This window comes from Streptomyces auratus, assembly GCF_050433025.1.
GTDB classification, from domain to species: Bacteria; Actinomycetota; Actinomycetes; order Streptomycetales; family Streptomycetaceae; genus Streptomyces; species Streptomyces sioyaensis.
The window spans coordinates 3,728,394-3,754,728 of sequence record NZ_JBNGCB010000003.1 but is presented as its reverse complement, the minus strand read 5'-3'; the positions used below and the strand labels follow the sequence as shown (position 1 = coordinate 3,754,728).

General features: G+C 71.4%; 22 protein-coding genes. 17 read left to right on the top strand and 5 right to left on the bottom strand.

Features of this window, described 5'->3' with window-relative positions; translation table 11 throughout:
- Positions 1–157: 157 nt before the first annotated feature.
- Positions 158–1,030 (top strand): LuxR C-terminal-related transcriptional regulator, encoded by an 873-nt coding sequence (locus tag BKA18_RS36015; protein ID WP_429638752.1) that lies wholly within the window; start codon positions 158–160, stop codon positions 1,028–1,030.
- Between the two features lie 1,033 nt (positions 1,031–2,063).
- Positions 2,064–4,940: an ATP-binding protein gene (locus tag BKA18_RS36010; protein WP_366045086.1), complete on the top strand. Its 2,877-nt coding sequence runs from the start codon at positions 2,064–2,066 to the stop codon at positions 4,938–4,940.
- A 113-nt stretch (positions 4,941–5,053) separates the two neighbouring features.
- On the opposite strand, the gene BKA18_RS36005 is transcribed toward BKA18_RS36010, so the two are convergent.
- Entirely contained in the window at positions 5,054–5,770 is a 717-nt protein-coding gene (locus tag BKA18_RS36005; protein ID WP_366045085.1) for a 4'-phosphopantetheinyl transferase family protein, read from the bottom strand.
- Between the two features lie 372 nt (positions 5,771–6,142).
- Between BKA18_RS36005 and BKA18_RS36000 the strand changes: the two genes are divergently transcribed.
- The 8 genes from BKA18_RS36000 (at position 6,143) to BKA18_RS35965 (ending at position 14,191) form a co-directional block, all read left to right on the top strand.
- Positions 6,143–6,361, top strand: a complete 219-nt coding sequence (locus BKA18_RS36000; protein WP_040901966.1) for a DUF5988 family protein — start codon at positions 6,143–6,145, stop codon at positions 6,359–6,361.
- Positions 6,362–6,700: 339 nt separating this feature from the next.
- Positions 6,701–7,201 carry a hypothetical protein gene (locus BKA18_RS35995; protein ID WP_366045084.1) on the top strand — a complete coding sequence of 167 codons (501 nt, stop codon included), beginning with the start codon at positions 6,701–6,703 and terminating at the stop codon, positions 7,199–7,201.
- Between the two features lie 475 nt (positions 7,202–7,676).
- Entirely contained in the window at positions 7,677–8,300 is a 624-nt protein-coding gene (locus tag BKA18_RS35990) for a hypothetical protein (protein ID WP_366045083.1), read from the top strand.
- Complete coding sequence (locus BKA18_RS35985) at positions 8,297–9,577, top strand: sensor histidine kinase (protein WP_366045082.1); 1,281 nt, start codon at positions 8,297–8,299, stop codon at positions 9,575–9,577. The genes BKA18_RS35990 and BKA18_RS35985 overlap by 4 nt, the downstream gene beginning before the upstream one ends.
- Before the next feature lie 181 nt (positions 9,578–9,758).
- Positions 9,759–11,843: a SpoIIE family protein phosphatase gene (locus tag BKA18_RS35980; protein ID WP_366045081.1), complete on the top strand. Its 2,085-nt coding sequence runs from the start codon at positions 9,759–9,761 to the stop codon at positions 11,841–11,843.
- 172 nt (positions 11,844–12,015) lie between these two features.
- Entirely contained in the window at positions 12,016–12,906 is an 891-nt protein-coding gene (locus BKA18_RS35975) for an alkaline phosphatase family protein (protein WP_366045080.1), read from the top strand.
- Between the two features lie 137 nt (positions 12,907–13,043).
- On the top strand, positions 13,044–13,172 hold the full coding sequence (locus tag BKA18_RS35970) for a hypothetical protein (protein WP_366045079.1): 129 nt from the start codon (positions 13,044–13,046) through the stop codon (positions 13,170–13,172).
- Positions 13,169–14,191 carry a TolB family protein gene (locus tag BKA18_RS35965; RefSeq protein ID WP_366045078.1) on the top strand — a complete coding sequence of 341 codons (1,023 nt, stop codon included), beginning with the start codon at positions 13,169–13,171 and terminating at the stop codon, positions 14,189–14,191. The genes BKA18_RS35970 and BKA18_RS35965 overlap by 4 nt, the downstream gene beginning before the upstream one ends.
- A gap of 40 nt (positions 14,192–14,231) precedes the next feature.
- Here the strand turns inward: BKA18_RS35965 and BKA18_RS35960 are convergent, their stop codons facing one another.
- Complete coding sequence (locus BKA18_RS35960) at positions 14,232–14,963, bottom strand: class I SAM-dependent methyltransferase (protein WP_366045077.1); 732 nt, start codon at positions 14,961–14,963, stop codon at positions 14,232–14,234.
- Positions 14,964–15,139: 176 nt separating this feature from the next.
- Here BKA18_RS35960 and BKA18_RS35955 point away from each other — a divergent pair, with 176 nt between their 5' ends.
- From BKA18_RS35955 to BKA18_RS35945, 3 genes are all read left to right on the top strand, one after another.
- A complete protein-coding gene (locus tag BKA18_RS35955) occupies positions 15,140–15,952 on the top strand; it encodes an SDR family NAD(P)-dependent oxidoreductase (RefSeq protein WP_366045076.1) in 813 nt (270 codons plus the stop codon).
- A 342-nt stretch (positions 15,953–16,294) separates the two neighbouring features.
- On the top strand, positions 16,295–16,726 hold the full coding sequence (locus tag BKA18_RS35950; RefSeq protein ID WP_366045075.1) for a protein-tyrosine phosphatase family protein: 432 nt from the start codon (positions 16,295–16,297) through the stop codon (positions 16,724–16,726).
- A gap of 739 nt (positions 16,727–17,465) precedes the next feature.
- Positions 17,466–19,427: an ABC transporter ATP-binding protein gene (locus tag BKA18_RS35945; protein WP_366045074.1), complete on the top strand. Its 1,962-nt coding sequence runs from the start codon at positions 17,466–17,468 to the stop codon at positions 19,425–19,427.
- A gap of 106 nt (positions 19,428–19,533) precedes the next feature.
- On the opposite strand, the gene BKA18_RS35940 is transcribed toward BKA18_RS35945, so the two are convergent.
- Positions 19,534–20,610 carry a S1 family peptidase gene (locus tag BKA18_RS35940; protein ID WP_429638751.1) on the bottom strand — a complete coding sequence of 359 codons (1,077 nt, stop codon included), beginning with the start codon at positions 20,608–20,610 and terminating at the stop codon, positions 19,534–19,536.
- Positions 20,611–21,592: 982 nt separating this feature from the next.
- On the opposite strand from BKA18_RS35940, the gene BKA18_RS35935 reads away from it, so the two are divergent.
- Complete coding sequence (locus tag BKA18_RS35935) at positions 21,593–21,862, top strand: hypothetical protein (RefSeq protein ID WP_366045073.1); 270 nt, start codon at positions 21,593–21,595, stop codon at positions 21,860–21,862.
- Between the two features lie 104 nt (positions 21,863–21,966).
- Here BKA18_RS35935 and BKA18_RS35930 read toward each other — a convergent pair whose 3' ends face one another.
- Positions 21,967–22,587 carry an alpha-ketoglutarate-dependent dioxygenase AlkB gene (locus BKA18_RS35930; RefSeq protein WP_366045072.1) on the bottom strand — a complete coding sequence of 207 codons (621 nt, stop codon included), beginning with the start codon at positions 22,585–22,587 and terminating at the stop codon, positions 21,967–21,969.
- Positions 22,588–22,724: 137 nt separating this feature from the next.
- Here BKA18_RS35930 and BKA18_RS35925 point away from each other — a divergent pair, with 137 nt between their 5' ends.
- The 3 genes from BKA18_RS35925 (at position 22,725) to BKA18_RS35915 (ending at position 25,436) form a co-directional block, all read left to right on the top strand.
- Positions 22,725–23,483 (top strand): IclR family transcriptional regulator, encoded by a 759-nt coding sequence (locus tag BKA18_RS35925; RefSeq protein ID WP_366045071.1) that lies wholly within the window; start codon positions 22,725–22,727, stop codon positions 23,481–23,483.
- A 103-nt stretch (positions 23,484–23,586) separates the two neighbouring features.
- Complete coding sequence (locus BKA18_RS35920; protein ID WP_366045070.1) at positions 23,587–24,825, top strand: PP2C family protein-serine/threonine phosphatase; 1,239 nt, start codon at positions 23,587–23,589, stop codon at positions 24,823–24,825.
- 191 nt (positions 24,826–25,016) lie between these two features.
- On the top strand, positions 25,017–25,436 hold the full coding sequence (locus tag BKA18_RS35915; protein WP_366045069.1) for a PPOX class F420-dependent oxidoreductase: 420 nt from the start codon (positions 25,017–25,019) through the stop codon (positions 25,434–25,436).
- Positions 25,437–25,448: 12 nt separating this feature from the next.
- On the opposite strand, the gene BKA18_RS35910 is transcribed toward BKA18_RS35915, so the two are convergent.
- Positions 25,449–26,333 carry a SigB/SigF/SigG family RNA polymerase sigma factor gene (locus BKA18_RS35910; RefSeq protein ID WP_366045068.1) on the bottom strand — a complete coding sequence of 295 codons (885 nt, stop codon included), beginning with the start codon at positions 26,331–26,333 and terminating at the stop codon, positions 25,449–25,451.
- Between the last annotated feature and the right edge of the window lie 2 nt (positions 26,334–26,335).

Genomic DNA, 26,335 nt, shown 5'->3' with positions numbered 1-26,335 from the left:
GTTGACTCCCGGGATGTGGCGTTCCTAGGCTCGGAGCAGCGGAATACCAATGCAAAGAAAGGCACTTCGCTCCGTGGACCGAAGGAGCGGGGACGACCAATGCCTCATTCGACGGCGGATTTTCCGGCGCGTCGACCGCAGAAAGACGGTAGCTCCCTTGACATCCCAGCACTACGCCGACCCGATCCCTCTGGCGGCGCCCCCTCATGCCCCGGCCCCCCACACGCCGCGTGCGCCCGACCAACCCGCCCTCGCGGCGGGACGGCGCCCGCTTGAGCACCAACAGGCCTGTATGGCCAGCCTCGACGCCACGCTGGCCATCATGGCCGCCGACGCGGAGTTCTTCCGGCTCTTCGGCCAGGACTCCACCGAAGCGTGTGGACGCAGCCTCTACTCGCTCTTGCACCCCAGCGCTCCCGCCCTGCTGAACCGGCACTTCGCCCGCCTGGCAGAAGGGCACCGCGCCCGGTTCGTGGAACGGATGGTGGGGATCCGTGGCGAGGAGGTGCCGTTCTCCGGCGAACTGACCGGCATAGCGGTACGGAGCGACTCGGAACAGGCCCCGTCCTTCGTCGTGGTCGTACGGCCCGACGACGAATCGGCCTCGCTCACCGGCCAGGATGACGCGCCGGCCGGCCGCAGGCAGCTGCTCACCCAGCTCGACGCACAGATCCTCGAAGGTGTCGCGAGCGGCGCCTCCACGGTCCAACTGGCCGCCCGGCTCTACCTCAGCAGGCAGGGTGTGGAGTACCACGTCGGCCTGATGCTGCGTCGGCTCAAGGCGCCCAACCGCGCCGCGCTGGTCGCCCGGGCACACTCCATGGGGATGCTCACCATTGGCAGTTGGCCGCCCAGGGTCCTCCCCGAGTTCGTGAAGGACACCGACAACCGCCGCAGCCGCGGCCGCCGGGCGGACGCTCCCCGGGCTCGCACCGCGGCCGCTTCCCACCGCGAGGCCGCGCCTCGCACACCGCCGGTCGTACCCGGCGCCCGGACCGCGCCGAGCATGCCCAACTCCCGGGCCTCATAAGGCTTCAGCATGGCCGGCAGCACAGTGGGGCGTCCCCGATGGGGCGCCCCCTCTCTGTTCACCCGGCGCCCGGTCTCCGTGCACCAGGGCCGCCGTTGCTCCTCGCTGTCCGGCAACCCGGAGCCCCTCCTCGGATGTAGGGAATTCCTCAACTGCCTTGGGCGACAATGGAAATGTCGCCGACGCCGCCCTCGGGACCCGGGCCCCCGCCCTCCGAGGGCCGAGCTGGGACGGCGACGTAGGCCGGCCCACGCCTCCGGCCGGAAACACACCGGCTCCGTGAGGACAATCCCCCTCCTCACGGAGCCGGTGTTGCGTGGCGATGATGGACGACTACGCCTGGTAGCCAGCCCATCTACCTTTCCTTCGCGGCTAGTTGACGCAGCGTCGATTTTCTTCCGCGCCCCCGTTCGGCGCCGCACCCACCTCTGCCTGCCGCAGGAACCACCGTCCCGCGCTCCCGGACAACCGGGCCGCTCGCAGCGACGTTGCGGCCCCGGTGACGAGGATGGTGCCGTACCGAACCGACCACCCTGGCCGCGGAGCGGCACTGCCGTCACCGCCGTCCGTCGAGCCGCACGGTGCACGGGTCTCACTCCCGGCCGGGTGCTCGGGCTAGAGTCAACTCAGCTGGAAAGCGCCGTCGCCCGGCGGGCGTCACCGGCGGCCCGGCGCATGCCCCTGAACGGAGATGTCCCGGCCCAGGTAGGGGCAGTCGGCATGTTCGGCACTGCGCCCATGTGGCCCCGGGGAGATCTCTTCGCCCAGGCTTCGCCTCCCGGGCACCCCCGGAGGTCTTCCGTTCACCACATATAGGAGAAACTGGAGAAAGCGTCCCTACGGGGAGAGGGCAAGGACACAGCCATGGACAGGCAGCATTTCTGTGCGCACGGGCGCCGCCGCAGACCACGCGGGGCCTGCGCGGGAGCGGACCGGCCGGAGGCCGGCGGCCGCGGGGATGCTGCGTCCCTGCCCGCAGGGGACTGCCCGGCACGACCGTGCCGGGTGCAGGTGCGGACAGAGGAGATTCCCGATGACCGACGGGATACCCACCGACGCGTTCGAATGCCAGCGGGACCGGTTGACGCTCGTCAACCGCGAGGAGGAGATGGCCTCCCTCCATGCTCTCGTGCAGGACGCCCGCGCCGGATCAGGCGGTATCGCGCTCCTGGAGGGCGTCGTCGGCATCGGGAAGAGCGTGCTGCTGCACAGGCTGGTGGCCACGCTCCCCACCGAGGGTCTGCACGTACTGGAGGCCCGGTGTGACGCGCTGGAGCGCGACTACCCGTTCGGTGTCGTGCGCCAGCTCTTCGAACCGCTGCTGGCCACCCTCGACGAACCGCAGCTCACCCGGCTGCTGGCGGGCAGCGCGCGGACGGCCGCGCAGGCGCTGAGCGGGGAGACGCTGCCGGGCGACGTCATGCTCTCCAGCGAGGACATGTCGTACGCCGTGCTGCACGGGTTGTACTGGTTCACCTGCAATCTGGCGGCGGAGGCGCCGCTGGTGATCGTGGTCGACGATGCGCACTGCGCCGATATGGCCTCGCTGCGCTTCCTGACCCACCTCGCCCGCCGGATCGAGGGCCTGCCCATTCTGCTGGTGCTGTCCCAGCGCACCGGCGACGAGGCGACGGACGCCGCGCTCCTCGGTGACCTCGCGGGACAGCCGCTCTGCCGGGTGCTGCGGCCCGGTCCGCTGGACTGCCACGGGATCGGCCATCTGGTGAAGACCGTCTTCGGCCATGAGGCGGACGACGAGTTCCACGAAGCCTGCCTGGCGATCACCGGCGGCAACCCGCTGCTCGTGCACTCCCTGCTGAGCGTGCTGCGGCTCGGCGGCCGGCCTCCCACGGTCGACGGTCTGCAGTACATCACCGCGCAGGACGGCGCCTTCTTCCACGAGGCGGTGCGGGCCGTCCTGGAGAGCCAGCCCGAGTCCGCCGCGGCGGCCCGCGCACTGGCCGTGATGGGCGACGACGCCCTGCCGGAGGTGTGCGCCCGGCTGGCCGGGCTGGACGACGCGACCCACTCGGCCGCGATGCGGGCGCTGCGGTCCAACGGACTGGTCTCGGAGGTCGACGACGGCCGGAGATGGTCCTTCAACCACGGGCTGATCAGGGAAGTCATCGTGGCGGACCTGCCGCCCGAGCAGCTCGCGCAGGCGCACCAGCGCGCGGCCCGTCTGCTGCTGGACGCGGGGGCGCGCGTCGAGCAGGTGGCCGGCCATCTGCTGCTGACCACCCTGCCGGCCACCGAGGACTGGGCGGTGACCGTGCTGCGGGAGGCCGCCCGGGAGGCGTCGTTCCGTGGCACCCCGGCGCTGGCGGTGGATCTGCTGCGGCGCTGTCTTCCCGCGCAGGGACCGCCGCCGGAGGACACCTCGGTCCTGGTGGAGCTGGGGCTGGCCGAGGCGGGCGTGGATCCGCAGGCGAGCGTCCGGCATCTGCAGGCCGCACTGGTGCACGTCCATGAGCCGTCGCTGCGCTTCCGCGTGCTCAGTTCGCTGGCGAGCGGCCTGGTCCGCAGCGGGCAGTCCCTCCCGGCGGTGCGGCTGCTCGCCGAGCAGGCGCCATCGGTCCACGACGCCGATCTGCAGCGCCTTCTGGAGGGGCAGCGGCTGATGGCGTCGGCCGAGGACCTCCAGAGCCTCGCGGTGACCCTGCGGGAGTATCCGTTCGACATCAGCCGGCCCGGCAACACCCCCGGTGAACGAGCCCTGATCGCCGCGGGGGCCGGCCTGTGCTCGGTGCGCGCGGACCGAGCACAGGAGTCGGCCGCCGCGGCCCGCCGGGTGCTGGAGAGCAGCGTGCCCGGTGTCGACTCGCCGTTCTTCCTGACCACGGCGGCGACGGCGCTGCTGTACGCGGGGCTGCCGGACGAGGCGGATGCCGCCTATCAGCGGGTCCTCGACGCCACCCGGCAGAGCCAGCGGCTGTTGCTGTACGGCCTGTGCCAGGCGCTGCGGGCCGAGGCGCTGTACCGGCTGGGGGCGCTGTCCGAGTCGCTGGCGGCCACGCGGTCGGCGCTGAATGTGGTGCCGTCCAGCCACTGGGGCCGCACGCTGGCGCTGCCGGTCGCGACCCAGGTGCATGCGCTGATCGACTCCGGTGATCTCCCCGGCGCCGACGCGGCGGCCGCCCAACCCTTCCCGTCGACGAGTATGGACACCTGGCAGTGGAACGAATTCCTGTGTGCGAGGGGTCGGCTGCGGCTCGCTCATCAGGATCCGAAGGGGGCGCTGACGGATCTCCTGGAGGCCGGCAGACGGCAGCGCGAGTGGACCCGGACGAGTCCTGCCGTGTCGTCCTGGTGGTCCTGGGCCGGCCGTGCCCATCTCGCCGTGGGGGCGCTCTCGTCCGCCCGGGACCTCGCCGAGGAGGCGGTGGAACGCGCCCGGGAGGGGCGGCTGACCGATGCGCTGGGTGCCGGTCTGCGGCTCCAGGCGACGACGGAGACCGGCCCCCGGAAGCTAGGCATGCTGGAGGAGGCGCTGTCCGCCCTCGACGGTTCCCCGGCCCGGCTCGAACTGGCCCATACGCTGGTCGACTACGGCTCCGCGCTCCATGCGTGCGGACACACGGAAGCGGCCCGGGAGACGCTGCGCCGGGGACTCGATCTGGCGTATTCGCTCGGCGCGGCCCGGCTGCGGGTCCGGGCCAATGACGCACTGCTGGCCACCGGTGCCCGTCCGCGCCGGGTCACGTCGAGCGGGGTGGAGTCGCTGACTCCGAGCGAGGCCCAGGTGGCGCGGATGGCCGCGGTGGGTGAGACGAACCGGGAGATCGCCGAGGAACTGTTCGTGACCCAGCGCACCGTCGAGCAGCATCTGACGTCCGTGTACCGCAAACTCGGGGTGTCCGGGCGCCGGGGTCTGGGGTCGTTCTTCGACCCCGAACGGGCAGCGAAGTGACGTCGCGGCAGTAGGGCGTCCGGGCACCCTCCGGCAGGGAGCGGGCCTACGGCAGGGAGCGGCCCTCCGTGGCATCCGGCCCCGGTCCACGGCGGCCGTGGCGCAGTGGCCGGTCACCGCGTGGCCTCCGTGGCCGCCCCGGACCCGTGCGCCGGGCTCGTCCGCCCTCCTTGGGCGGCCGGGACGACGACCGCCGTCACGATCAGGCCCGCCCGCACGGCCCAGCGCCCCTGGAAGCCGGTCAGCACCTCGTCGCCGAGCCGCCATCCGGGCACCAGCAGCCGCGCGGTGAAGGTGCCGTCGTCCGGGTCGAAGGAGAGGAATGCGTCCTCGAATTCCAGTGGGCGCCCGGTCATCGGGAACCACGCCTTGTATACGGACTCCTTGGCGCTGAACAGCATCCGGTCCCAGGGCAACGGCCGTGCACCGGACGGGTGGCGGGGAAGCCCGGCGCGTTCCGCGGGCAGCGCCACGGCCTCCAGGACCCCGTCCGGGAGCGGCTCCGCCGGCTCGGCGTCGATGCCCAGGGCGCACACCTCCGTGGACCGTGCGACGACCGCGGCGGCGTACCCCTCGCAGTGGGTGACGGCGCCGACGAGCCCGGAGGGCCAGCGCGGTTCCCCGCGCGGTCCCGGCAGGATCGGGACGCGCGGCGCGCCGAACCCGGCCATCGCCCGGCGGGCACACCAGCGGCCCGCCGCGAATTCGCGTCTGCGTTTGTCGACCGCGCGGGAGACGTGCGGCTCCTCCTCGGGCAGCAGCGCCCCGGCCGGCGGTTCACCGAAGAGTTCCGCCGCGGAGACCGTCTCCGGCAGTAACTCGTCGATCATCGCGGTCTCTCCTGTCCTGTGCGCCGGTGAGGGTGCGCCTCGCTGGGCTACGGCGCGGAGCAGTACCTCACGGCGCTGCAGGGCCCGACACTAGAGCGCGTGGCCGGGCGGAACCACCGCAGTGACCGGTCACACCTCAAGTCCCGGGGAAATGCCCAGTCTTTCATCGTCGTACGGGGCCGTTCGACGGCGCGGGCGGGCACGGCCGCCGGCGTCGTATACCGGTGGGGAACGCCGTCCGGCGGTGCGCCCCGGAGCCCGGCCCTTTAGGGATTTCCCGAGCGTCGCGCTGCTCCAATGGCGGCCAGCGATTCGTCACCCCGAAAATCGGTCGTTACGCAGTCGAACGGGCTCGAAGAAGGGCAGTTGACCATGCTGATGAACGAAATGAACGCACTGCTTCGTGGGGGCCCCACCACCTACGTCCCCGACGAGGAGCGGGTCCGCTATGTGCCGGACATGACGTCCCCGCTCAAGCTGCTCTGCGGAAACCGCTATGAGCATTTCGAGCCGACGGCGGAACGGGTCCGGCAGGACGGTCATACGCTCCAGGTGTTCGTCTGGACGGGCTGCACCTACGTGGCCGAGTAACGCCGCCGGCCGGCGGCGAGCCGGGTGGCCCGAGGGACGTACGGGCGCCCGGCCGCCGTCCGTGCCGGCACGGGCGACGGGCGCTGCGGTGTGCCCGTCGCGCAGGGGCGTCCGGCGTCCCACGATCTCCTCAGGGGCCCCGACGTCCCAGCAGCTCAGCGCCTATGGCGTCCCACGCGTTCCCTTCCTGGCCGGCGACGGTGTTCCCCCGGCCGCCCCGGCGACATGCTCGGTGGCGAGGTGAGCGGCGAGGCCTGGCTCGTACCGGCCGTCCGGCGACGGTCCCCGCGGTGCGAGTCCGGCCGGCCCGCCTCGAACCGTCCTCATGAAGGGAACTCGATGCTGTCCACACACCTGTCTGCCCGCAGCCGCCTTGCCGCGGTCGCCCTGACCGCGGTCGCGGTCGTCGCGCCCCTCGTCACCGCGGACGCCGCGGCCGCCAGCGGTACGAAGCTGACCCAGGCCCAGGCCGCCCGGAAGCTGCGGGCGGCCGGCATCAGCTGGACCTCCAGCGGTCACTGTTCGGACCGCAACAACCGCCGGTGCACGTCCTTCTCGCGCATCAACTCCGGCACGGTCAACGGGATCATCGCCTTCAAGAAGGCCAGCCACTGTGCGGTCACCATCACCGGCGGCACCGAGACCGGTCATGCGCCGGGCAGGCAGAGCCACTGGAACGGCTACAAGGTCGACATCGCCCCGACCTCGTGTGTCAGCAACTACATCAAGCACGCCTTCCACTACTCCGGCAAGCGAGGCGACGGCGCACCCATGTACAAGTCCTCCGCGGGCAACATCTACGCCCGGGAGAGCAGCCACTGGGACATCACCTACAAGTGACAGGGATACTGACCCTCCGGGCACGGAGACGGGTTCGTCGCCCCCTCAAGTAGGGGCGGTGGCCCGGCTGTTGGCCGAGGGTGCCGCCGGGTGCCGGGGGTCTGACGCCCCGGCGCAATCCGCACGTGCAATCACCTCCTCACGCGGAGGAATATCCACCCGTACAGCACGGTGCGCCGGGCGGCCCCGTAGGGCGGCAAGCCCCCGAGCCGGCCGGTGAGCATTTCGAGGCGCGTTTGCCCGGTCACGGAAATCTGCCGGGCAAGCGCGCCTTTTGTCGCTGCATATCCTTTCGTTACACTTCCGCGGGATTGCTGCAATAGTGAGCAGCCACCATCGTGTGTCACATGACCTTCCCGCTGAACCGACTGGAAATGCTGTGTCCCTCCCCCGCTCCCGGCCGGTTCCCGGTCGCATACGGGTCCTGCCGCCGGTTCTCGGCGTGGCGGTCGGGGGCCTGCTGCTGAGCGGGTGCATGGAAGGAACCGGAGAGCCCAAGAGCGCGGGGCGTACCGCTGCCGCCTCGGCTCCCGCGCGGCTGTGGCCCGAGCGCCCGCCGGCCCCGCAGCCCTCCAAGGATGAGGTGGGTGCGCGCGAGAAGCCCTCGCCGCTACGCGGAGTGCCCCACGTCCCGTCCGGCGACATCCGCCGGGTGCCGCTGCTCACCGTCGTCAAGGCGCAGGTCCTCGCGGGCTCCGAAGACGACGGCTCACCGCAGTTCGACGCGGCCACCGCGGAGAAGATCGAACACTGTGCCACCGACCGGAAGCGGTGCCCCGTACGGGCTCCGCAGTACCGGGATCTGAACGGCGACGGCAAGGACGAGCTGATCGTCGGCATCGAAGGCGCGGACCACGTCCTGGCCCTGTGGGTCTTCATGCTCAAGGACGGAGTGGTGACCCGGATCATGGACGCCAGTGCCACCCCGCTGTCGGTGGAGGTGACCGGCGGGGACGTGATCCTGCGGGAGCCGACCGGGACACCCGGCTACGACATGCGCACGGTCTACTCCTGGGACACCCACAGCCAGGCCATGATCCTCCGGGTCATGGAATTCGATGAGATCCTTCGGACCGCGCCCCCGAAGAGCGCGCCGTGAGCGCCGGTCGGTCCGCCCGCCGGCGCCTGTTCGCGTGGACGGCGACGCTGCGGTGGAAGGCCGCCTTCTTCACCGTCGTCATGTGCTGTTTCCTCGCCGCGGTGCTCGGTGTACTCGTCCATGTCCTGGTCGGCCGGCAGACCGCGGACCAGGCGCGCGAAGCGGCCCTGGTCGAGCTGGACTCGACGGTCGAGGCGTACGTCGACGGCGAGCCCCTCGGCCGCGACGCGGCGGTGAACCCCTCGGACCTGCCGTCGGCGCTGCGCGACATGGCGCGGCGGGGCGAGCGCGGCACCCAGCTCGGCCGGCACGGCGACCGTCAGGTGATGTGGGCGGTCGCCCCGGCCGACGGCACGGCGCTGGCCATCAGGCAGGACTACACCCAGCGGGCCGCGGTCCTCCAGGGGCTGGACCGCGCCATCATCGGCTCCGCGGCCGTCGCGATCTTCCTGACGCTGCTCGTCGGGCTGTACGCCGCTTCGGGCGTCACCCGTCGTCTGCACCGCACCGCGCAGGTGGCGCGCAGGATCAGCGACGGGGATCTCGACGCCCGGGTGGACGACCCCCGCGGCCTGCGCCCCGGGTACGCCCGGGACGAGCCCGCCGCCGTGGCCGCCGCGCTGGACGCGATGGCCGCGAGTCTGCAGACCAAGCTGAACAGTGAACAGCGTTTCACCGCCGATGTGGCCCATGAGCTGCGCACTCCGCTCACCGGTCTGCATGCGGCCGCCGAGCTGCTGCCGCCCGGCCGGCCCACCGAAATGGTGCAGGAACGGGTCCGGGCGATGCGCCGGCTGACCGAGGACCTGCTGGAGATCTCCCGGCTCGACGCGGAGGTGGAGCGCGCCGACCTCGATGTGCATCAGCTGGGGCCGCTGGCCGAGCGCGCAGTGCGGGCCACGGGGCTGGCAGCCGAGGTGCGGGTGGTGCGTGACGCCCGGGTGGAGACCGATCAGCGCAGGCTGGAGCGCGTTCTGGGGAACCTCGTCGGCAATGCCCACAAGCACGGCCGGCCGCCGGTGACGGTGACCGTGGACGGGCCGGTGATCACCGTACGGGATCACGGCGACGGCTACCCCGAGGAGCTGCTCGCCCACGGCCCCCAGCGGTTCCGGAGCCGGCCGGGCAGCGGGAAGCAGGCCGGGCACGGTCTGGGGCTGACGATCGCCCTCGGGCAGGCTCGGGTGCTCGGCACCAAGCTGCGGTTTTCGAACGCGCCGGACGGCGGGGCCGTCGCCGAACTCACCGTCGCCCCGGAAGAGCCGGCCGCGCACTGACCGGGCACATCGCGCGCAGGCACGCTCCGTGCCCAGCCACCCCGCGGCGCCGCCCGGTGAAGCTGCGGGAGCCACCGGTGTCGAGAGAGGATGAAGGCACCCCTGGTCTTCAGGGGTGTCGGGTGAGCGAGGCCAGAGGGGCCGTACGTCGTTGCGGCGGGCGGCATCAGGAGCGGCTGGTATGGACACCGAGGGGTTCCAGGCCGATCTCGGCCCGTCCGAGGGCCGCGCCTCGGCCGGGCCGCCGCCGCCTCGTGGCCTGCTGGACGTGCTGGCCGTCGCGGCGGTCGTCCTCGATGCGTCCGGGCGGATCGTGCTCTGGAGCCCGCAGGCCGAGCAGCTCCTCGGCTATACCGCCCGGGAGGCGCTCGGCCAGTACGCGGCCCGGCTGCTGGTGGCCGAGGAGGACTTCGACCGCGTGCTCCAGCTGTTCGCCCGGGTGATGGACAGCGGCGAGACCTGGGCCGGGATCTTCCCCGTCCGGCACAAGGACGGCAGCACCCGGCTGCTGGAGTTCCGCAATATGCGGCTCACCGACGACAGCGGCGGCGTCTACGCCCTCGGGCTCGCCACCGACCAGGCGACCCTGCGCCAGGTGGAGCGGGATGTGGCGCTCTCCACCCGCCTGGTCTCGCAGTCGCCCATCGGTCTGGCCGTGCTGGACACCGACCTGCGCTATGTGGCCGTCAATCCGGCGCTGGAGCGCATCAACGGCATCCCCGCCGAGTCACACATCGGCCGGCGGGTCCGTGAGGCGCTGCCCTTCCTCGACGCCGAGGCGGTCGAGGCGGTGATGCACGAGGTGCTGGCCACCGGTGTCCCGCAGGTCGATCAGTCGGTCGTGGGCCGGACCCCCGCGGACCCCGACCACGATCATGCCTGGTCGGCGTCGTACTACCGGCTGGAGGCGCCGGGCGGCACCATCCTGGGGGTGGCCATATCGGTGATCGACGTCACCGACCGGCACCGGGCGGCCACCGAGGCGTACCACGCCCGCCAGCGGCTGGCGCTGATCGCCGATGCCTCGGTGCTCATCGGCACCACTCTCGATCTTGAGCAGACCGCCCGGGAGCTCGCCGATATCGTCGTCCCCGACCTCGCGGACGTGGCCGCCGTCGACATCCTCGACACCACCCTGCACCACGCCCCCGGCCCGGGGACCTCCACGGCCGGGCAGTCGGTGTTCCGTGCGCTGGCGGTGGCGGCGGCCTACGACACGGAAGCGGTCGGGGCCGCCGACCCCGTCGGCGAACCCGCCCGCTACGAGGCGGACCGGCTGGTCACGCGGTGTGTCACCACCGGCACCCCGGTCCTCGTGCAGCATGTCACCCCGGACGAGCTGCCGCGGATCGCCCGCGACGAGGAGTCCGCCGCCCGTCTGACCCGTGCCGGGCTGCACTCGTACATGGCGGTGCCACTGATCGCCCGCGGCACCGTGCTCGGCGCGCTCGACCTCAAGCGCCTGCGCAATCCGCTGCCGTTCGACGACGACGACCTCGTGCTGGCCGGCGAGCTGGCCAACCGGGCCGCGGTGTCCATCGACAACGCCCGCTGGTACCAGCGCGAACGCACCACCGCCCTCACCCTCCAGCGCACCCTGCTGCCGCAGCGTCCGCAGTCCCAGCCGGGACTGGAGATCGCCTCCCGCTACCAGCCCGCCGGAGCGGCCAGCGAGGTCGGCGGCGACTGGTACGACGTGATCCCGCTGGCCGACGACAAGACCGCGCTGGTGGTCGGCGATGTGATGGGCAGCGGCATCAACGCGGCCGCCACCATGGGCCAACTGCGCAACACCACCCGCGCGCTGGCCGATCTCGGGCTCGACCCCGCGCAGGTCCTCCAGCACGTCGACCGCAGCAGCACCGGTCTGGAACAGTCCATCGCGACCTGTGTCTACGCCGTCCACGATCCGCACCGCAGCGAGTGCCGCATCGCCACCGCCGGCCATCTGCCCCCCGTTGTCGTCCGGCCCGGCCGTGCTCCCGAACTCCTGGACCTGCCCACCGGTGCCCCGCTCGGCGTGGGTGACGTCACCTTCCACGCGACCACCGTCGCCCTGGCCCCCGGCGACCAACTCGTCCTCTACACCGACGGCCTGGTCGAAACCCGGGACCAGGACATCGACACCCGGCTCCAGGTCCTGCTCGGCCTGCTGGATACCCCCCGGCTGAGCCTGGAGGAGACCTGCGACCACCTCCTGCGCACCCTGCGGCACCCCGACGACTACGACGATGTCGCCCTGCTCATCGCCCGCGCCGTCGGCTGACCACGGCGGCTCGGCCGACCATGGCGGGAAGTGCGCGCCGTACATGGCCGATTGTGGGCGGCAAGCGTTCGTCTGGTCTTCATCCGCCGGACCCGGCCGGCAGCATGCGCGGCTTCTAGGGTTACGGCGCCCCCACCCCCCGCGCTCGTCACTTCTGTCCAGGAGGACAGTCATGACCGAACACCAGGCTCCCCCGCGCAGCCGTCGCACCCTCACCGCACTGGCCGGGGCCATGGCCCTCACCGCCGCCTCGCTCGGCCTGTGGGCCGTCACCGGCTCCACCGCCCAGGCCGCCGGTCTTCCGGCCCCCGACCACGTCGTGGTCGTGGTACTGGAGAACCACGCGTACACGCAGGTCATCGGCAACTCCGGCGCGCCGTACATCAACAACACGCTCAAGGCGGGTGGCGCCAACCTCACCCAGTCGTACGCCCTGACCCACCCCAGTGAGCCGAACTACTACATGCTGTTCTCCGGCTCCAACCAGGGCCGCACCGACGACAGCTGCGTCGGCGTCGGTTCGATCAACGCGGCCAACCTCGGCTCCGAGCTGATCGGCGCCGGCAAGACCTGGGCCAGCTACAACGAGTCGCTGCCCAGCCAGGGTTCGACGGTCTGCAGCAGCGGCCAGTACGCACAGAAGCACAACCCCTGGTTCGGCTTCTCCAACGTGCCGACCAGCACCGCGAAGACCATGACGCAGTTCCCGACGGACTACACCACACTGCCGAAGGTCTCCTTCGTGGTGCCGAACCTGTGCAACGACATGCACGACTGCTCGGTGTCCACCGGCGACACCTGGCTCCAGAACAATCTGGGTGCCTATGCCACCTGGGCGAAGACCCACAACAGCGTCCTGGCGGTGACCTTCGACGAGGACAACAAGCAGTCGGGCAACCGCATCCCCACGGTCCTGTACGGAGAGCACGTCGCTCCCGGCAGCTCCGTCAGCACCACCTACAACCACTACAACCTGCTGCGCACCGTGGAGGACCTGGCCGGTCTGACCACCCACGCCGGCAACGCCGCCAACGCCTCCGACATCACCGGCATCTGGAACTGACGCGGGTGGCCGCGGCACGGCCGCCGGCCGTGCCGCGACGCGCTACGCACCGGTCCCCGTGCCGGTGTGGCCGGCGCCCCGGCCGGGCATCACTGGAGGTGCCGGGCCGGGAGCGCCGCTGAACTCCAGCCGGTGGCATGCCCGTTGGTGCCACCACCGCTCAACTCGCGGGCTCTCTCCCGGTGCTCGCCGGGATCCCCACCGTGCCGGCCGCCGGCACCGCGGGCCCGCTCGCCCTCCGTACCGACGATGAGGTGTCCGCATGAACCGCACCACCCGCCTGGTCATCCTGCTGGCCGCCGTCGTCCTGCTCGGGACGGTGGGCACCGCAGCGGTGCTGCGTGCCGCCGACCGGTCAGGCGCGCGCGACCAGGACCAGGCGGGTGGTCCGCCGGTACGGACCGGTGCCGTCGCGCTGCAACCGCCCGGCGGGCGTCAGCTGCTGGTGCGCAACCTCGCCTGGGGCCCGCACCGTGACGAGATCGCCGCCGTACCCGCCGGCCGGCCTGCGGGACCACGCACCGTTTCCGGCATCAAGTGCCTGCGCTTCCACGCCGCCGCGGCCACCGGCATCTGTCTGCAGGCCGAGCACGGCGCCCTGCGGGACACCTACCGGGCCGTCGTCCTCGACTCCCATCTGCACGAGCGCCGCCACTTCCCGGCCGCCGGCATCCCCACCCGCGCCCGGGTCTCGCCGTCCGGCCATCTGGTCGCCTGGACGGTCTTCGTCAGCGGGGACTCCTACGCGGGCACGAACTTCTCCACCCGCACCGCCCTCGTCGACACCCGCACCTGGGCGATCGACGCCAACCTGGAGTCTTTCGCCGTCACCAAGGACGGCCGGTCGTACCACGCCTCCGACATCAACATCTGGGGAGTCACCTTCGCCGACGACCACCGTTTCTACGCCACCCTGGCGACCGGCGGCCGGACCTATCTCGTCCGGGGCGATGTCACCGCCCGCACCCTGACCACCCTGCACCGCAACGTCGAATGCCCCTCCCTCTCCCCCGACGGCACCCGCCTCGCGTACAAGAAGCGGGTGGCCCACGCCTCCCCCGACGCCCCCTGGCGGCTGTACGTCCTCGACCTGCGCAGCATGACCGAAACCGCCACCACCGAGCTCCGCTCCCTCGACGACCAGGCACTGTGGGCCAACAACTCCACCCTGGTCTACGCCCTCCCCGGCGACTACGGCTCCGACCTGTGGACCGTCCCGGCCGACGGCAAGGGGACGCCGCGCCGGCTGATGACTTCCGCGCTGGCGCCGGCTTATCTGGGGTGACGGGCCGTTGGGTAGGCGGGCCGGAATCCTTTTCTGCCGGTCACATCCGGCGGGCGACGGTGATGATCTCCCGGCTCCGTCCCGTGATCGGACCGCCGCCCCAGTCGCCGTAGCGGCCCTCGATCCCGAAGCCCGCCCCGGCAAGGAACGCGTCGAGCGCGGCCACGTCGAGGAAGCGCAGGGTCGTGCGGTCGACGCGGAGCACCCTGCCGCCGGGCTCCGCCGTCGTGCCGGTGAAGGTGACCAGGTCACCTTCGCGGGACTCGACGCGGTGCCAGACCCGCAGGGCGCGTCCGGCCGGGTCGGTGAGGTCGCGGGCGTTCGACGGGTTCCAGTCCTCCCAGGCGCGAGCCTGCGGGTGCCGTGTCTCGAAGGTGAAGCGGCCGCCCGCGCACAGCGCCGCACGGATCGCGGCGAGCGAGGCCCGCAGTTCGTCGTCGGTGACCAGGCACTGGAAGGCGTGACCGGTCATCGTCGCGAGATCGAATGCGGCCTGCCATGCCGCGTCCCCCGCGGTGCCCTCGACCCATTCGATGTCGTCGCGACGCCGGGCCCGGGCAAGCGCGGCACGGTCCGGGTCGAGGCCGGTGAGACGCCCGGTGTGGCCGTGCTCGCGCGCCCAGTGCAGCATGGCGCCGGTCCCGCAGCCGATGTCCAGCACCGAGTCCGCGGCCCCCACCAGCTCGTCGTAGAAGCGATCGCTGGGCCGGCTGTCGGGTTCCCATGGATTCAGCAGGTCATACAGCGCGGCGGCGTCGGCGTCCGAGAACATCACGGCAGTATCCATCCGCCGTCGGACGAGCCCAACTTCATTTTCCGGCACGGCAATTGACCGTTGCCCCGGGCGGAATCCCCGGCTTCCCACCGGGTACGACGGCGGCTGGTGGTCGCAACACCAGGCTCAGCGCACACTCCCGTACCGGGAGCCGTCGGGTCATGATCACGGGCATGAGCCCACAAACCACCTTGATCACCGGCGCGACCCAGGGCCTGGGCCGCGGTATCGCGCTCGACCTGGCCACCCGTGGCGGCACCCTGCTGCTGCACGGCCGCGACCGCACTCGTCTCGATGCCGTCGCGAACGAGGTGCGGACCGCCGCGCCGGACACCACCGTCCGCACCTACCTCGCCGACCTGGGCGACCTCAACCAGGTCCATGCGATGGCCGCCCGGATCCGCGCGGCCGAGCCCCGGCTCGACGCACTGGTCAACAACGCGGTCGCGGGCGGGGGCGCCGAGCCGCTGCGACGGGAGCTGAGCCGGCAGGGCCATGAACTGCGGTTCGCCGTGAACCATCTTGCCCCTTACGCCCTCATCCGCGATCTGCTCCCGCTGCTCATCGCCTCGGCTCCCGCCCGCGTGGTCAATGTCGCCTCGATCGGACAGGAGGCCATCGACTTCGACAACATCATGCTGGAGCACGACTACGAGGGACTGCGCGCCTACTGCCGCAGCAAACTCGCCATGATCACGGCGACATTCGAGCTGGCCGCCGAACTCGACGGCACCGGTGTCACGGTGAACACCCTTCACCCGGCGCATCTGATGGACACCGAGGGCGTGCGCGCCTACGGCCTGACGCCCGCGGTGGGCGTCGAGGAGGGAGTGCGGCCGACCGTACGCCTGCTCCTCGACCCCGACCTCGAATCCACCACGGGCCGCTACTTCGACCGCTTCACCGACACCCGGGCACACGACCAGGCATACGACCCCCGCGCCCGGGAACGCCTGATGCATCTGACGCACGCCCTCATCGGCTGAGTTCAGTCCGAGCACAGCGGCGGGAGTGCGGAGTACGGGGGTGCGGAGTACGGACGGGCCGGGGGCGTCAGTGGCCGTACTCCATCTTGGCGCCCGGGGGAGGCGCTGCGCCCGGGGAAGGCGCTGCCCTGCCGGACAACCCTCAAGGCCGGTAGATGCATGCCGCCAGCGGTGCATGCCCCTTCCAGCCCAGCGTCTCGGGAGGCGAGTTGACGGGCTCCTGCGAGGCGTACGACCCGGAGCGCGGTGGGAGGTCCAGGAGAGCCTCGGGCCGGCTGCCGACGGAGGCGTCGGGGCGACGGTGGCGGCCGGCGTACGCCTGCCCAGCACTACAGTGAGCGCGTGACCGAGACCTGGAGAGCCACCGACCCGGGAGTTCTGGAGCTTCCCTCCGGACGCCTGGTCCGAGGGCGCGCCCTGCGCCGACCGCTGCCGGACGGGCCGACGCCGCACTTCACCGTCTGCCTTCTCGGCAAGCAGCCTCCCCCTCTCCCCTGGGAAGTCCGGTGGCTTCGCTGGCCGGACTTCCGGCTGCCCAGCAACCGTGCGGAGGCGCGAGCGGCCCTCCGCGAGGTGTGGACCCGCGCCGAGGCCGAGCGCGTGGAGGTCGCCTGCGGCGGCGGCCGTGGCCGCACCGGCACCGCCCTGGCCTGCCTCGCGGTCCTGGACGGCGTACCGGCCGGCCAAGCCGTGCAGTTCGTGCGCCGGAACTACGACGCCCACGCCGTCGAAACCCCCTGGCAAAAGCGCTACGTCCGCCGCTTCACCGGCTGAACCGCCCACGCCGCCCCGCCGCACGCCGGAGCTCCGTCTGCGTACGTGCTCCGCCCAGCCGTTGCCGGGCTCCAGCGGGTCTTCCACACGATCGGTCACCTCACGAGCCTGACACGGGCCACTGACAATCGACCCGATCGCCCCCGAGCGCCCCGCACGCCTCGCCGCCGAGCGCCCGCACCCCTCACCGGCGGGCCGCACCGCCGCACTTCATCCCCGCGAGCCGCGGGCACTCCGGCCGCCCGCCGCTCCACGTTCCCCGGCCGGCCCCCTGCGGCACCGCGCCCCGCAATACCCCACAAGAGTGACCCAAACCCTCACGAGTGAATCGAACGCGGCGCTGTCGCACGCCACCGAACTCCCGCTTGGCTTCCCACCCCCATGCCGAATTCACGTTCGATGATTCGCCCCCGGATCCCCGTTACGGGCACCGATCAGGCCCGTTTTCTCGATTGTCAGTACCACCCGCTCCCTCCTGGAGGAACCGTGAATCCCGTACCTGTGCTCGCCCTTGCTCACGCCGTGTTCGAGAACGCTCCCGGCCTCGCCCCCAAGGGCAGGCCCATGGTTGACGCCGCTGCGCGCCACGGCTTCGGGTCGTCAGCACGTCCGTCACCGCGGTGGTGGGCATGAGTATCCGGCGCTTCCTTCCCGCGAGGCCGCGCGCAGCGGCCGGGCTCCGGCCCGGCTCGCCGTACGGCCGCCGCACGCTGACTCGACCGACGACGGGGGACTTCGCATGAAACGGACCTTCAGCCACCACCTGCCACCCGCCCGTGCCGCCGCTTCCGACGCCCCGGGGACGGACCACCGGCCGTCCGTCCCCGCCGCCCGGCGTGAACTGCCCCGTACCACGCCGCCGCCGGAGCTGGACTACAACGGGCGCCGGCACCGCCGTGCGATGGACGACGCGACACTGCGGGAGATGGCCCGCCGGGTGCCCGCGGCGCTGCTCCAGACCGCCCGGCTCGCCTGGTCGGTCGACCGGCGCATGGTGCTCACCATCCTCGTCAGCCAACTGCTGTCGGGGTTGGGCACCGCCGTGATGCTCACCGCCGTCGCACGAGCCATGAAGCCCCTGGTCGCAGGCGGTACGGCGGCGGCGAAGTTCCACGAGGCGATGCCGGCTCTGATCGTCGCCGGGGTCGCCATGGCGGTGGGTTCGGCGGCCTGGATTTTGGCCGACTGGGCCACGCGGCGACTGAACCCGCAGGTCGCCTCGGCGGCCGACCTGACGATCGTCGATCTGCACATGCGAGCCGAGTTGTCGGCCTACGACCAGGAGGGGTTCAAGGACCGCAGTCAGGCCGCGGAGATCGGCGCGCTGCGTGCCATGGACCTCGCCGACGACGCCAAGACCCTCACCAACGGGCTGGTTCAGTTGGTCTCCGCGGCCTCCGTCCTGACAGTGCTGCATCCGCTGCTGCTCGGTGTGCTGATGCTCTCGGTCATCCCCCGCGGACTGGGCGGGGTGATCGCTGCCAGGATCGACTACCGGGTCCACGACCGTACGCTCTCCGCCCGCAATGTGCGGGGCATGATGCGCTGGTGGCTGACCACCTCGGAACTCGCCGACGAGGTGCGCGCCAACACCATGCGCAGCTATCTGTATTCCTGGTACCGGACGATGTGTGACCGGGTGGAGGGGCGCGAACTGGCGGGCGCCGGACCGTACTTGAGGATCACCCTGGTCGCCGCGGCGCTCTCGGGGTTCTTCACGCTCGGCATGTGGGCGTCACTCGCCGCGCTGGTCCTCACCGGCCAGATGGCGCTGGCCATGGCCGGGACCGCCATCGTCGCCTCGCAGACCGCGGGCCGCGCCCTCAACAGCATCATCAGGTACGGCGCGGTGATGTTTCATCACGGCCTCTACCTCGGCGACTACCACGACTTCCTCTCCGAAGTGCGCACGCTGACCACCGCACGCGGCACCGCCACGGTCACGGCGCCGAAGGAGATCCGCCTGGACGACGTCGCCTACACCTACCCGAACAAGACCTCCCCGGCGCTGCACAAACTCTCCCTCACCCTCCGGCGCGGCGAGGTCGTCGCCCTGGTGGGCGCGAACGGAGCGGGCAAGTCGACACTGGTCCGGCTGCTCAGCGCGCTGACCCTGCCCACCCACGGCACAGTGTCCTGGGACGGCACCGATCTGGCCAAGGCCGATGCCGAGTCCGTCTGGCGGCACGTCGGGCTGGTACCGCAGAAGTACGGCCACTGGCCCCTGGCCGCCCGCGAGAACATCACCCTCGGCCAGCCCCACGCCCATGACCACCACGACGAGGAGGTCTGGCGGGCCGCCGAGGAGGTCGGTATGGCCGCCGTCCTGCGAGAACTGCCCGAAGAGCTCGGCACGTTGCTGGCCCGCTCCGTATGGGGCGGCCATGAACTCTCCGGTGGGCAGTGGCAGCGGCTGGCCTGCGCCCGGGCCCTCTACCGGCGGCCCGGACTGCTCATCCTGGACGAGCCCACCAGCGAAATGGACGCCCGGGGCGAGCACCAGCTCTTCCGCTCGCTGCGCCGGATGGCCGCAGACCGCATCACGCTCGTGGTCACCCACCGGCTGGACAACGTGAAGATGGCGGACCACATCATCGTCCTCGACGACGGTGGAATCCGCGAACAGGGCACCTTCGACCAGCTGATCGCCCAGGAGGACAGTCTCCTCGGCGAGCTGTACGCCCTCTCCCAGGACCGCTGACCACCACGGCCGCGCCCCCACCGGGGGCGCGGCTCGTCAAGAAGGACGCCCTGCTGCACACCCCGTAGTGCAGCAGGGCATTGCGCTTCGCCGTCGTGCCGACGGTTCAGCCGACGTGTGCCCCGGTGTCCTTCAGGGCCTCGCGCACCGGCTGGTAGTAGCTCTGACCGTCCGTGGCACAGTCGCCCCTGCCGCCCGAGGTCAGGCCCAGCGCGGTCTCGTCGTCGAAGAGCGCGCCACCGCTGTCGCCGGCTTCTGCGCAAATACTGGTCTGGATCAGGCCGTCGACCGTCCCCTCCTGGTAGTTGGCCGTCGCGTCGACCGCGAGGACGTCGCCCTCACGCAGGTGGGTGGTACTGCCACTGCGCTCCACGTGCTGGCCCACGATCGGGTCGTCGGCCTCGGTGATCTCCTGTGTGTCGCCGTCGTAGAGGTCGACCTCGCTGGGGTGCTCGATGTCGTCGTCGGTATACCGCGCGAGCCCGTAGTCGTCACCGGGGAAGCTGCTGGAATCCGACACCGCGATCTCGGGTCCGCCCTGCTCGTCGGACCAGTTCCGCATGGCGCTGGTGCAGTGCCCGGCGGTCAGGAAGTACGGCTTTCCGCCCTTGGTGACGTTGAAGCCGAGCGAGCAGCGTGCGCCACTCCCCCAGATGGCGTCGCCACCGGCGATCAGCGGCTGGAGCCGGCCCGCCGACCGATGGAGGGCCGCGCGGTCTCCGAGCGCGGAGACGACCTTCGTGAGCTGCCGCAGCTTGCGGCCCTGGACCGTGCGGTCCGCGACGACGACCACCCGGTTGGTCTTCGGGTCCATGGCCCAGGACGTACCGGGAATCGTGGCCTTCTGCTTGAGGGTCGCGCGGGCGGCGTCCAGTGCGGCGAGGGAATGCCTCACGACCTTGGGCTCGGCGCCGGCCACCCGGACCGTGCCCGCGGCGGCCTTATCGGTCACATTGACGACGAGCCGGTGCTTACCGGCGTCGTAATAGGCACCGGCGCCGCGAGCGCCGAGGGCGGCGCTGATGGCCTTGGCGCGCTGTACGGCGGCATCTGCCGACTGGGGGTCAGGGCCCCGGGCGGGAGCGGCTTCGGCACTCTGCAGGGTGAGTGTGGCGGCGATCAGGGCCATCACACCGGCACCGACGATGACGGTGCGGGGCGTAGGTGCACTTGTGTGCTTCAACTCAACACCTCTGGTGGGGGTGGGCCAACGGGGCGCCCCGCCCTCGGGGGTGTCGGCGCCACTAAGGGCTGTCCGGCGGATCAGGGTGGATAGGCCGCGGCGTTGATCCGCCGGACAGCCCTTAGTGGCCTGAGGGCGTGGCACGGCGGCGCGGAGCCATTCTGGCCTCCGCCGCACGCCGCACTGCGCCCACCCGGCCATGGGTCCGCAGGAATCACCTGTACGGCCGTGGGCCCCCCGCCGTTCGCGCCGCGGACGGCGGCAGCAGCGTCCCAGGAGCCGGGATCGGCGTACCCCCGGTAGCCGGGGACGCTTACGGCGGAGCAGAGGGGGCGGCTGCCGTCAGGGAGCAGCTGCCGTATGACATCGCGGGACGGTGCCGGGGGGGGCGGCCGGGGCCTGACTGCGGGGCGCGGCGCGCGGCGGTGGCCCGGGCGACCGAAAGCCCGAAAGCCCGACGGCCCACGGCGCGGCCAGGTGCATCCGTTCGCAGGGCAGCTGCTCGGAAGTCTTCGGCAGCAGCACGCGAGCGCCGAATTCGGGCGGGCCGCCGCCGTGGTCTGCGCTGCCCTCCCGCATTCCGCGAACTGCGCCTATTCCAGTACGACTTGAAGGAGCGGCCGACGTATTCTCCCCCGGAGGCTCACTTCCCGGGAAAGGACTGTGCATGGCCGGGGCGTTGACCCGACGACTCATCACCGCCGTCTACGAGGGACGGTTGCGCAAGGTGGAGACACTGCTGCAGCGCGGGGCTTCCGGCGCAGCTCGCTGCGATCGTGGCGCTCCTGGACGAAATCCCGTCGGCTTGAGCCGGAAGTGACGACAGATAAACGAGATGCTGCTTTCTTCCGCATTCTCTATGCGTTGCGTAAAGCCATTGGTGTTGACCGGATTTGGCGGGCGCCACAGGTGCATGGTCATTCATGCCCGGCCGTCGGCAGGGCATCTCGCACCACGGCAATGCAGAAAGGCACGATCCTCAATGATTGACGGATTCAAGCGCGCCCTCGCTCTCGGCGCCGCCACCGTTGCCCTCGCCGGAGGCACCGTCCTCTCCTCGGCGGGAATCGCCTCGGCCGCCCCGTCGCACCACGGCGACCACACAGCCACCCGACACCTCGACCGGGGCCGTTGTCACATGGTCCACGGACACTGGATCCGCGTCTGGCGGGACGGACGCGGTGGGCGCCACGGCCACTGGACCAGGGTCTGGCACCGCGAGCGCCTGGTGTGCCACCACCACCGGCGCTGAGCCTTGTGCCTCGGCAGTTGCCGGGCCCCCGAGCCGCTTCGGCTCGGGGGCCCGTTCGCTGTGTCGCCGCGGCCCGTCACCCGCGGCGGCACCCCGTCGTCATGTCAGCGCACGCCATGCGGCCGGAACTGGATGCTGATCCGCGGCCCCGCCGCCCGTGCGGACTTGGGGATCGCGTGCTCCCAGGTCCGCTGGCAGGAGCCGCCCATCACGATCAGGTCGCCGTGGCCGAGCGGCCGTCGCACGCTGCTGCCACCGCGCCGCGGGCGCAACAACAGGTCGCGGGGCTCCCCCACGGACAGGATGGCGACCATGGTGTTCTCGCGCCGGCCGCGACCGATCCGGTCGCCGTGCCAGGCCACACTGTCGCGGCCGTCCCGGTAGTAGCAGAGCCCGGCCGTGGTGAACGGTTCGCCGAGCTCGTCGGCGTAGTGGGCGGAGAGCGCCTCGCGCGCCTCGTCCAGTACGGGGTGCGGCAGCGGGTCGTCGGACCGGTAGAAGGCGAGCAGTCGCGGCACGTCGACCACCTGCTCGTACATCTGCCGGCGCTCGGCCTGCCAGGGAACCTCGGCGGCGAGCTGCGCGAACAGGGCGTCGGCCCCGCTCAGCCACCCCGGGAGCAGATCGAGCCAGGCCCCGTCGCCGAGCACGGTCCGGCGCATCCCGCGCAGCGACCCGAGCCGGACCTCGTCGGTCTGATCGAAGAGCGAGCCCTGAAGATGCATGCCTCCAGCGTAACCACGTATTCGAATTTGTGTTCCCATCATGGACAGAGGCAGACTCCCCGCCCCCACCCACACACGCCTAGCGCCACCCGCCGATCACCCTTGCCTGAGCGGGACGCCGGGAGCAGGCTGAACGTATGGGCACCGCAGAAGGCCCGACGCTCATCACTTCCGTCCAGCGCGCCTTCCGGTTGATGGAGGCCGTGGGTGGGCACGAGTGCGGCGCCCCGGCGAAGCAGCTGGCACGGGAGACGGAGTTGCCGCTGGCCACCGCCTATCACCTGCTGCGTACGCTCACTCACGACGGGTACATCCGGAAGCTGGAGGACGGCGGTTACGTCCTCGGCGACAGGCTGGCCACGCTGCAGTCCGGCGGGCAGGCGCAGGCCCTGCTCAACCGGGTCCGGCCCGCGCTCGCGGCCCTGCGCGACGACCTGTCGGCCGCCGCCTATCTGACGTTCTACGAGGACGGCGAGATCCGGGTGGCCGAGATCGTCGACGGCCCCCGGGCGCCGCGGGTCGACATCTGGGTGGGCTTCGAGGACGCCGGGCATGCCACGGCGCTGGGCAAGTGCGTTCTGCGCGAACTGGACGCCGAAGCCCGCGACGACTATCTGTCGCGGCACCCGCTGGCCGATCTCACGCCACGCACCATCACCGGCCGCGCCGAACTGTGCCGAAGGCTCGACATGACGCCCGCGCCGGCAGTGGTCACGGACATGGAGGAGTACACCCTCGGCACGTTCTGTGTCGCGGTGCCGGTGTACAGCGGGCAGACACTCGGCTCGCTCGGCGTCTCGCTCCGGGCGGACCGGATCTCCCGTCTCGACGAGGTCCGGGACCGGCTGCTTCCGGCAGCGAGCCGCGTGACCAGGGGTTTGTCGCTCACTATCTGAAATCCGGGTCCTTGCGCCTGCTGCGCGATGCCCGTTTCCTTGATGAAACGGACATTTAGGTACGTAAGTGCCATGAGCAGGGAAGCGAGCTGCGGACGAGGACATGCGCCAGGCCCGAATCCACCACCACGAGCCCCGGCCGCGATGGCAGCTCACCACACCGCTCTCCGCCCTGTGGGCGCCGGTGCGCCGCACCGCGGAGCAACCGTCCGGAACCAGGGGCGTCCGCCGGCACTACGCACACGGCGCGCCGGTTCTGATCATCGCCGTCGTCGCGTTCCTCGCCCTCGCCGGCGGCACCGGTATGAGCTGGCTGCCGCTGCTCGCCGTCGGCCCCGCGCTGGCCGCCGCGACCAGCGGGCCATGGGGAGTGCTGCGCATCGGTGCCCTGGCGGTGGCGCTGGGCGCGACACTCGGGGTGCATGGCGGTGCGCCGGGGACCGAGCAGGCGATCGTGTTGTCCGCACTGACCGCCGTGACGTTGGCCAGCGCCCTGGCCAGCGCCCTGCGCAGGCGCCGCGAACAGGTGCTGGCCGCCGTCCGTTCGGTGGCCGAGGCCGCCCAGCACGCCTTTCTCAAGCCGGTGCCGTCGACCGTCGGGCCGTTCCAGACGGCGGTCCACTACAGCGCTGCCGCTGCCGAGGCGCGGATCGGCGGCGACCTCTATGCGCTGGTCTCCACGCCGTACGGGGTGCGGCTCATCGTGGGCGATGTACGCGGCAAGGGACTGCCGGCTGTGGGGGTCGCCGCCCTGGTGCTGGGCGTGTTCCGGGAGGCGGCCTACGACGAGCCGGATCTCCTGGATGTGGTGCACAGAATCGAGCGGAGCCTGGCGCGCAACCTCGGTCCGGACGATTTCGTCACGGCAGTGCTCGCCGGGTACCCCGAGGACGGCCGCATGGAGCTGGTCAACTGCGGGCATGCCGCTCCGCTGCTGGTCCATGATTCCGGCATCCTGCCGGTCGAGCCCGTCCATCCGGCCCCGCCGCTCGGACTGCGGTCCCTCTCGGGCGAGTCGCCGGGCCTCCAGCACGTGACGCTGGCGGACGGGCATCAGATGCTCTTCTACACGGACGGGGTCACCGAGGCCCGCGACCACGAGCGGGCGTTCTACCCGCTCGGGGAACGGCTGGCCCGGCACCTGTCGGAGGAGCCTTCCCGCACCCTCGCCGCGCTCCATGAAGATCTGCTCGCGCACGTGGGCGGCGAGCTGCATGACGACGCCGCGATGCTGCTCCTGAGGAAACCGGCCGGCACCGCCTCGGCGGCCCCGACCGGACCGGCGCGGACAACGGGCCGCAGCAACCGGTGTGCCTCTCCTCCGGTGGGTGCTGCCGAATAAGGCGCAGGAATCCGTGCAATCCGTGCAAAATGACCCCGGGCCGGTCAGTTGGGCCGTACGTCCGTCGTGCCCGACGCGGTCCGGCCGGACCGGCCGGACCGGCGGAAGACCCGTCGGGCCGGTCCGTTGCCTGCGGGCAGCCGGTCACCGCTGTCCGGCCGGATCGAGCAACCCAGCAAGGAGCGCCTCTTATGTCGAAACCACCGCTGCCCGATGCGGCAGTCGCCGTATTGGCCAAGGTGAATCCGGCGGTCATCACGACGCTGCGGTCGGACGGCCAGCCGGTCTCCATGGCCACCTGGTACCTCTGGGACCACGGCCGGGTCCTGGTCAACATGGACGAGGGCCGCAAACGGCTGGCGCACATCCGCCGTGACCCCCGGGTCAGCCTCACCGTGCTGGACGAAGGCAACTGGTACACCCACCTCAGCCTGATCGGTCGCGTCGCCGACATCACTGCGGACGAGGACCTCGCCGATATCGACCGGCTGGCACAGCGCTACCTCGGCAAGCCGTACCCGCAGCGGGACCGCCGCCGGGTCAGCGCCTGGATCGAGATCGACCGCTGGCACGGATGGGGCGCGATGAAGGACAGCGACCAGGCCGGCTGACGACGCCGGGCCTCAGCCCTCGGCCAGGAGTCGCTTGCGGAGCGTGGTGCAGGCGCGGGTCAGGAGGCGGGAGACATGCATCTGGGAGAGGCCGAGTTCCTCGCCGATCTCCGCCTGCGTCATTTCCGCCCCGAAGCGCAGCTGGAGGAGGGTGCGGTCACGGTCGTCCAGATCGGCCAGATGCGGCTTGAGGGCCTGGATGTCTTCGGCCAGCGCGAGAGCGGGGTCCTCGGTGCCGATGAGGTCGGCAACTAGTCCGGTCTGCTGCTTTCCGCCGCCGGCCTGGATGGGCCGGTCGATGGAGTCGCTGTCATAGCCGTTGGAGGCCACGAGTCCCTCTGCCACCTCATCCTCCGTCAGGTCGAGGTGGGCGGCGAGGTCGGCGGCGGTCGGTTCGTGGACGCCCTCGCACTCCAGCTCCTCCCGGGCGCGGGCCAGGTCGATACGGAGCTCCTGCAGCCGCCGGGGCACGCGCACCGACCAGGTCGTGTCGCGGAAAAACCGCTTGATCTCGCCCTGGATGTACGGGACGGCCAGCGTGGTGAACTCCACGTCGCGGGAGGAGTCATAACGGTCGATCGCCTTGATCAGACCGATCGTGCCGACCTGCAGGACGTCCTCCATGGATTCCCGGCGGCTCGAGAAGCGACGCGCGACATAGCGCACCAGGGAGAGGTTCATCTCGATCAGGGTGTTCCGTACGTACTGGTACTCGCTCGTCCCCTCCTCCAGCTCGTCCAGCCTCAGCAGGAACCGCTTGGACAACTCCCGTGCGTCGGCGGGGGCGACGCGCTGCGGGGCCTGGATCTTCGGCAGCGCCCTCGGGGCCTCTGCGCCACACCGCTTCGCCGTGGCCTTCGGGTCCCTTTCTGCCGTCAACGTGCTGTTGCTCGTCATGC

Excerpts from the sequence above, each read along its gene's own strand:
- BKA18_RS35975 (WP_366045080.1), top strand. The coding sequence starts at position 12,016 with ATGACCGAACACCAGGCTCCCCCGCGCAGCCGTCGCACCCTCACCGCA.
- BKA18_RS36010 (WP_366045086.1), top strand. The coding sequence starts at position 2,064 with ATGACCGACGGGATACCCACCGACGCGTTCGAATGCCAGCGGGACCGG.
- BKA18_RS35945 (WP_366045074.1), top strand. The coding sequence starts at position 17,466 with ATGAAACGGACCTTCAGCCACCACCTGCCACCCGCCCGTGCCGCCGCT.
- BKA18_RS35920 (WP_366045070.1), top strand. The coding sequence starts at position 23,587 with ATGCGCCAGGCCCGAATCCACCACCACGAGCCCCGGCCGCGATGGCAG.
- BKA18_RS35910 (WP_366045068.1), bottom strand. The coding sequence starts at position 26,333 with ATGACGAGCAACAGCACGTTGACGGCAGAAAGGGACCCGAAGGCCACG.
- BKA18_RS35970 (WP_366045079.1), top strand. The coding sequence starts at position 13,044 with ATGCCCGTTGGTGCCACCACCGCTCAACTCGCGGGCTCTCTCCCGGTG.
- BKA18_RS35990 (WP_366045083.1), top strand. The coding sequence starts at position 7,677 with ATGGAAGGAACCGGAGAGCCCAAGAGCGCGGGGCGTACCGCTGCCGCC.
- BKA18_RS35960 (WP_366045077.1), bottom strand. The coding sequence starts at position 14,963 with ATGTTCTCGGACGCCGACGCCGCCGCGCTGTATGACCTGCTGAATCCA.
- BKA18_RS35980 (WP_366045081.1), top strand. The coding sequence starts at position 9,759 with ATGGACACCGAGGGGTTCCAGGCCGATCTCGGCCCGTCCGAGGGCCGC.
- BKA18_RS35965 (WP_366045078.1), top strand. The coding sequence starts at position 13,169 with ATGAACCGCACCACCCGCCTGGTCATCCTGCTGGCCGCCGTCGTCCTG.
- BKA18_RS35995 (WP_366045084.1), top strand. The coding sequence starts at position 6,701 with ATGCTGTCCACACACCTGTCTGCCCGCAGCCGCCTTGCCGCGGTCGCC.
- BKA18_RS35955 (WP_366045076.1), top strand. The coding sequence starts at position 15,140 with ATGAGCCCACAAACCACCTTGATCACCGGCGCGACCCAGGGCCTGGGC.
- BKA18_RS35930 (WP_366045072.1), bottom strand. The coding sequence starts at position 22,587 with ATGCATCTTCAGGGCTCGCTCTTCGATCAGACCGACGAGGTCCGGCTC.
- BKA18_RS35925 (WP_366045071.1), top strand. The coding sequence starts at position 22,725 with ATGGGCACCGCAGAAGGCCCGACGCTCATCACTTCCGTCCAGCGCGCC.
- BKA18_RS35915 (WP_366045069.1), top strand. The coding sequence starts at position 25,017 with ATGTCGAAACCACCGCTGCCCGATGCGGCAGTCGCCGTATTGGCCAAG.
- BKA18_RS36000 (WP_040901966.1), top strand. The coding sequence starts at position 6,143 with ATGCTGATGAACGAAATGAACGCACTGCTTCGTGGGGGCCCCACCACC.
- BKA18_RS36005 (WP_366045085.1), bottom strand. The coding sequence starts at position 5,770 with ATGATCGACGAGTTACTGCCGGAGACGGTCTCCGCGGCGGAACTCTTC.
- BKA18_RS35935 (WP_366045073.1), top strand. The coding sequence starts at position 21,593 with ATGATTGACGGATTCAAGCGCGCCCTCGCTCTCGGCGCCGCCACCGTT.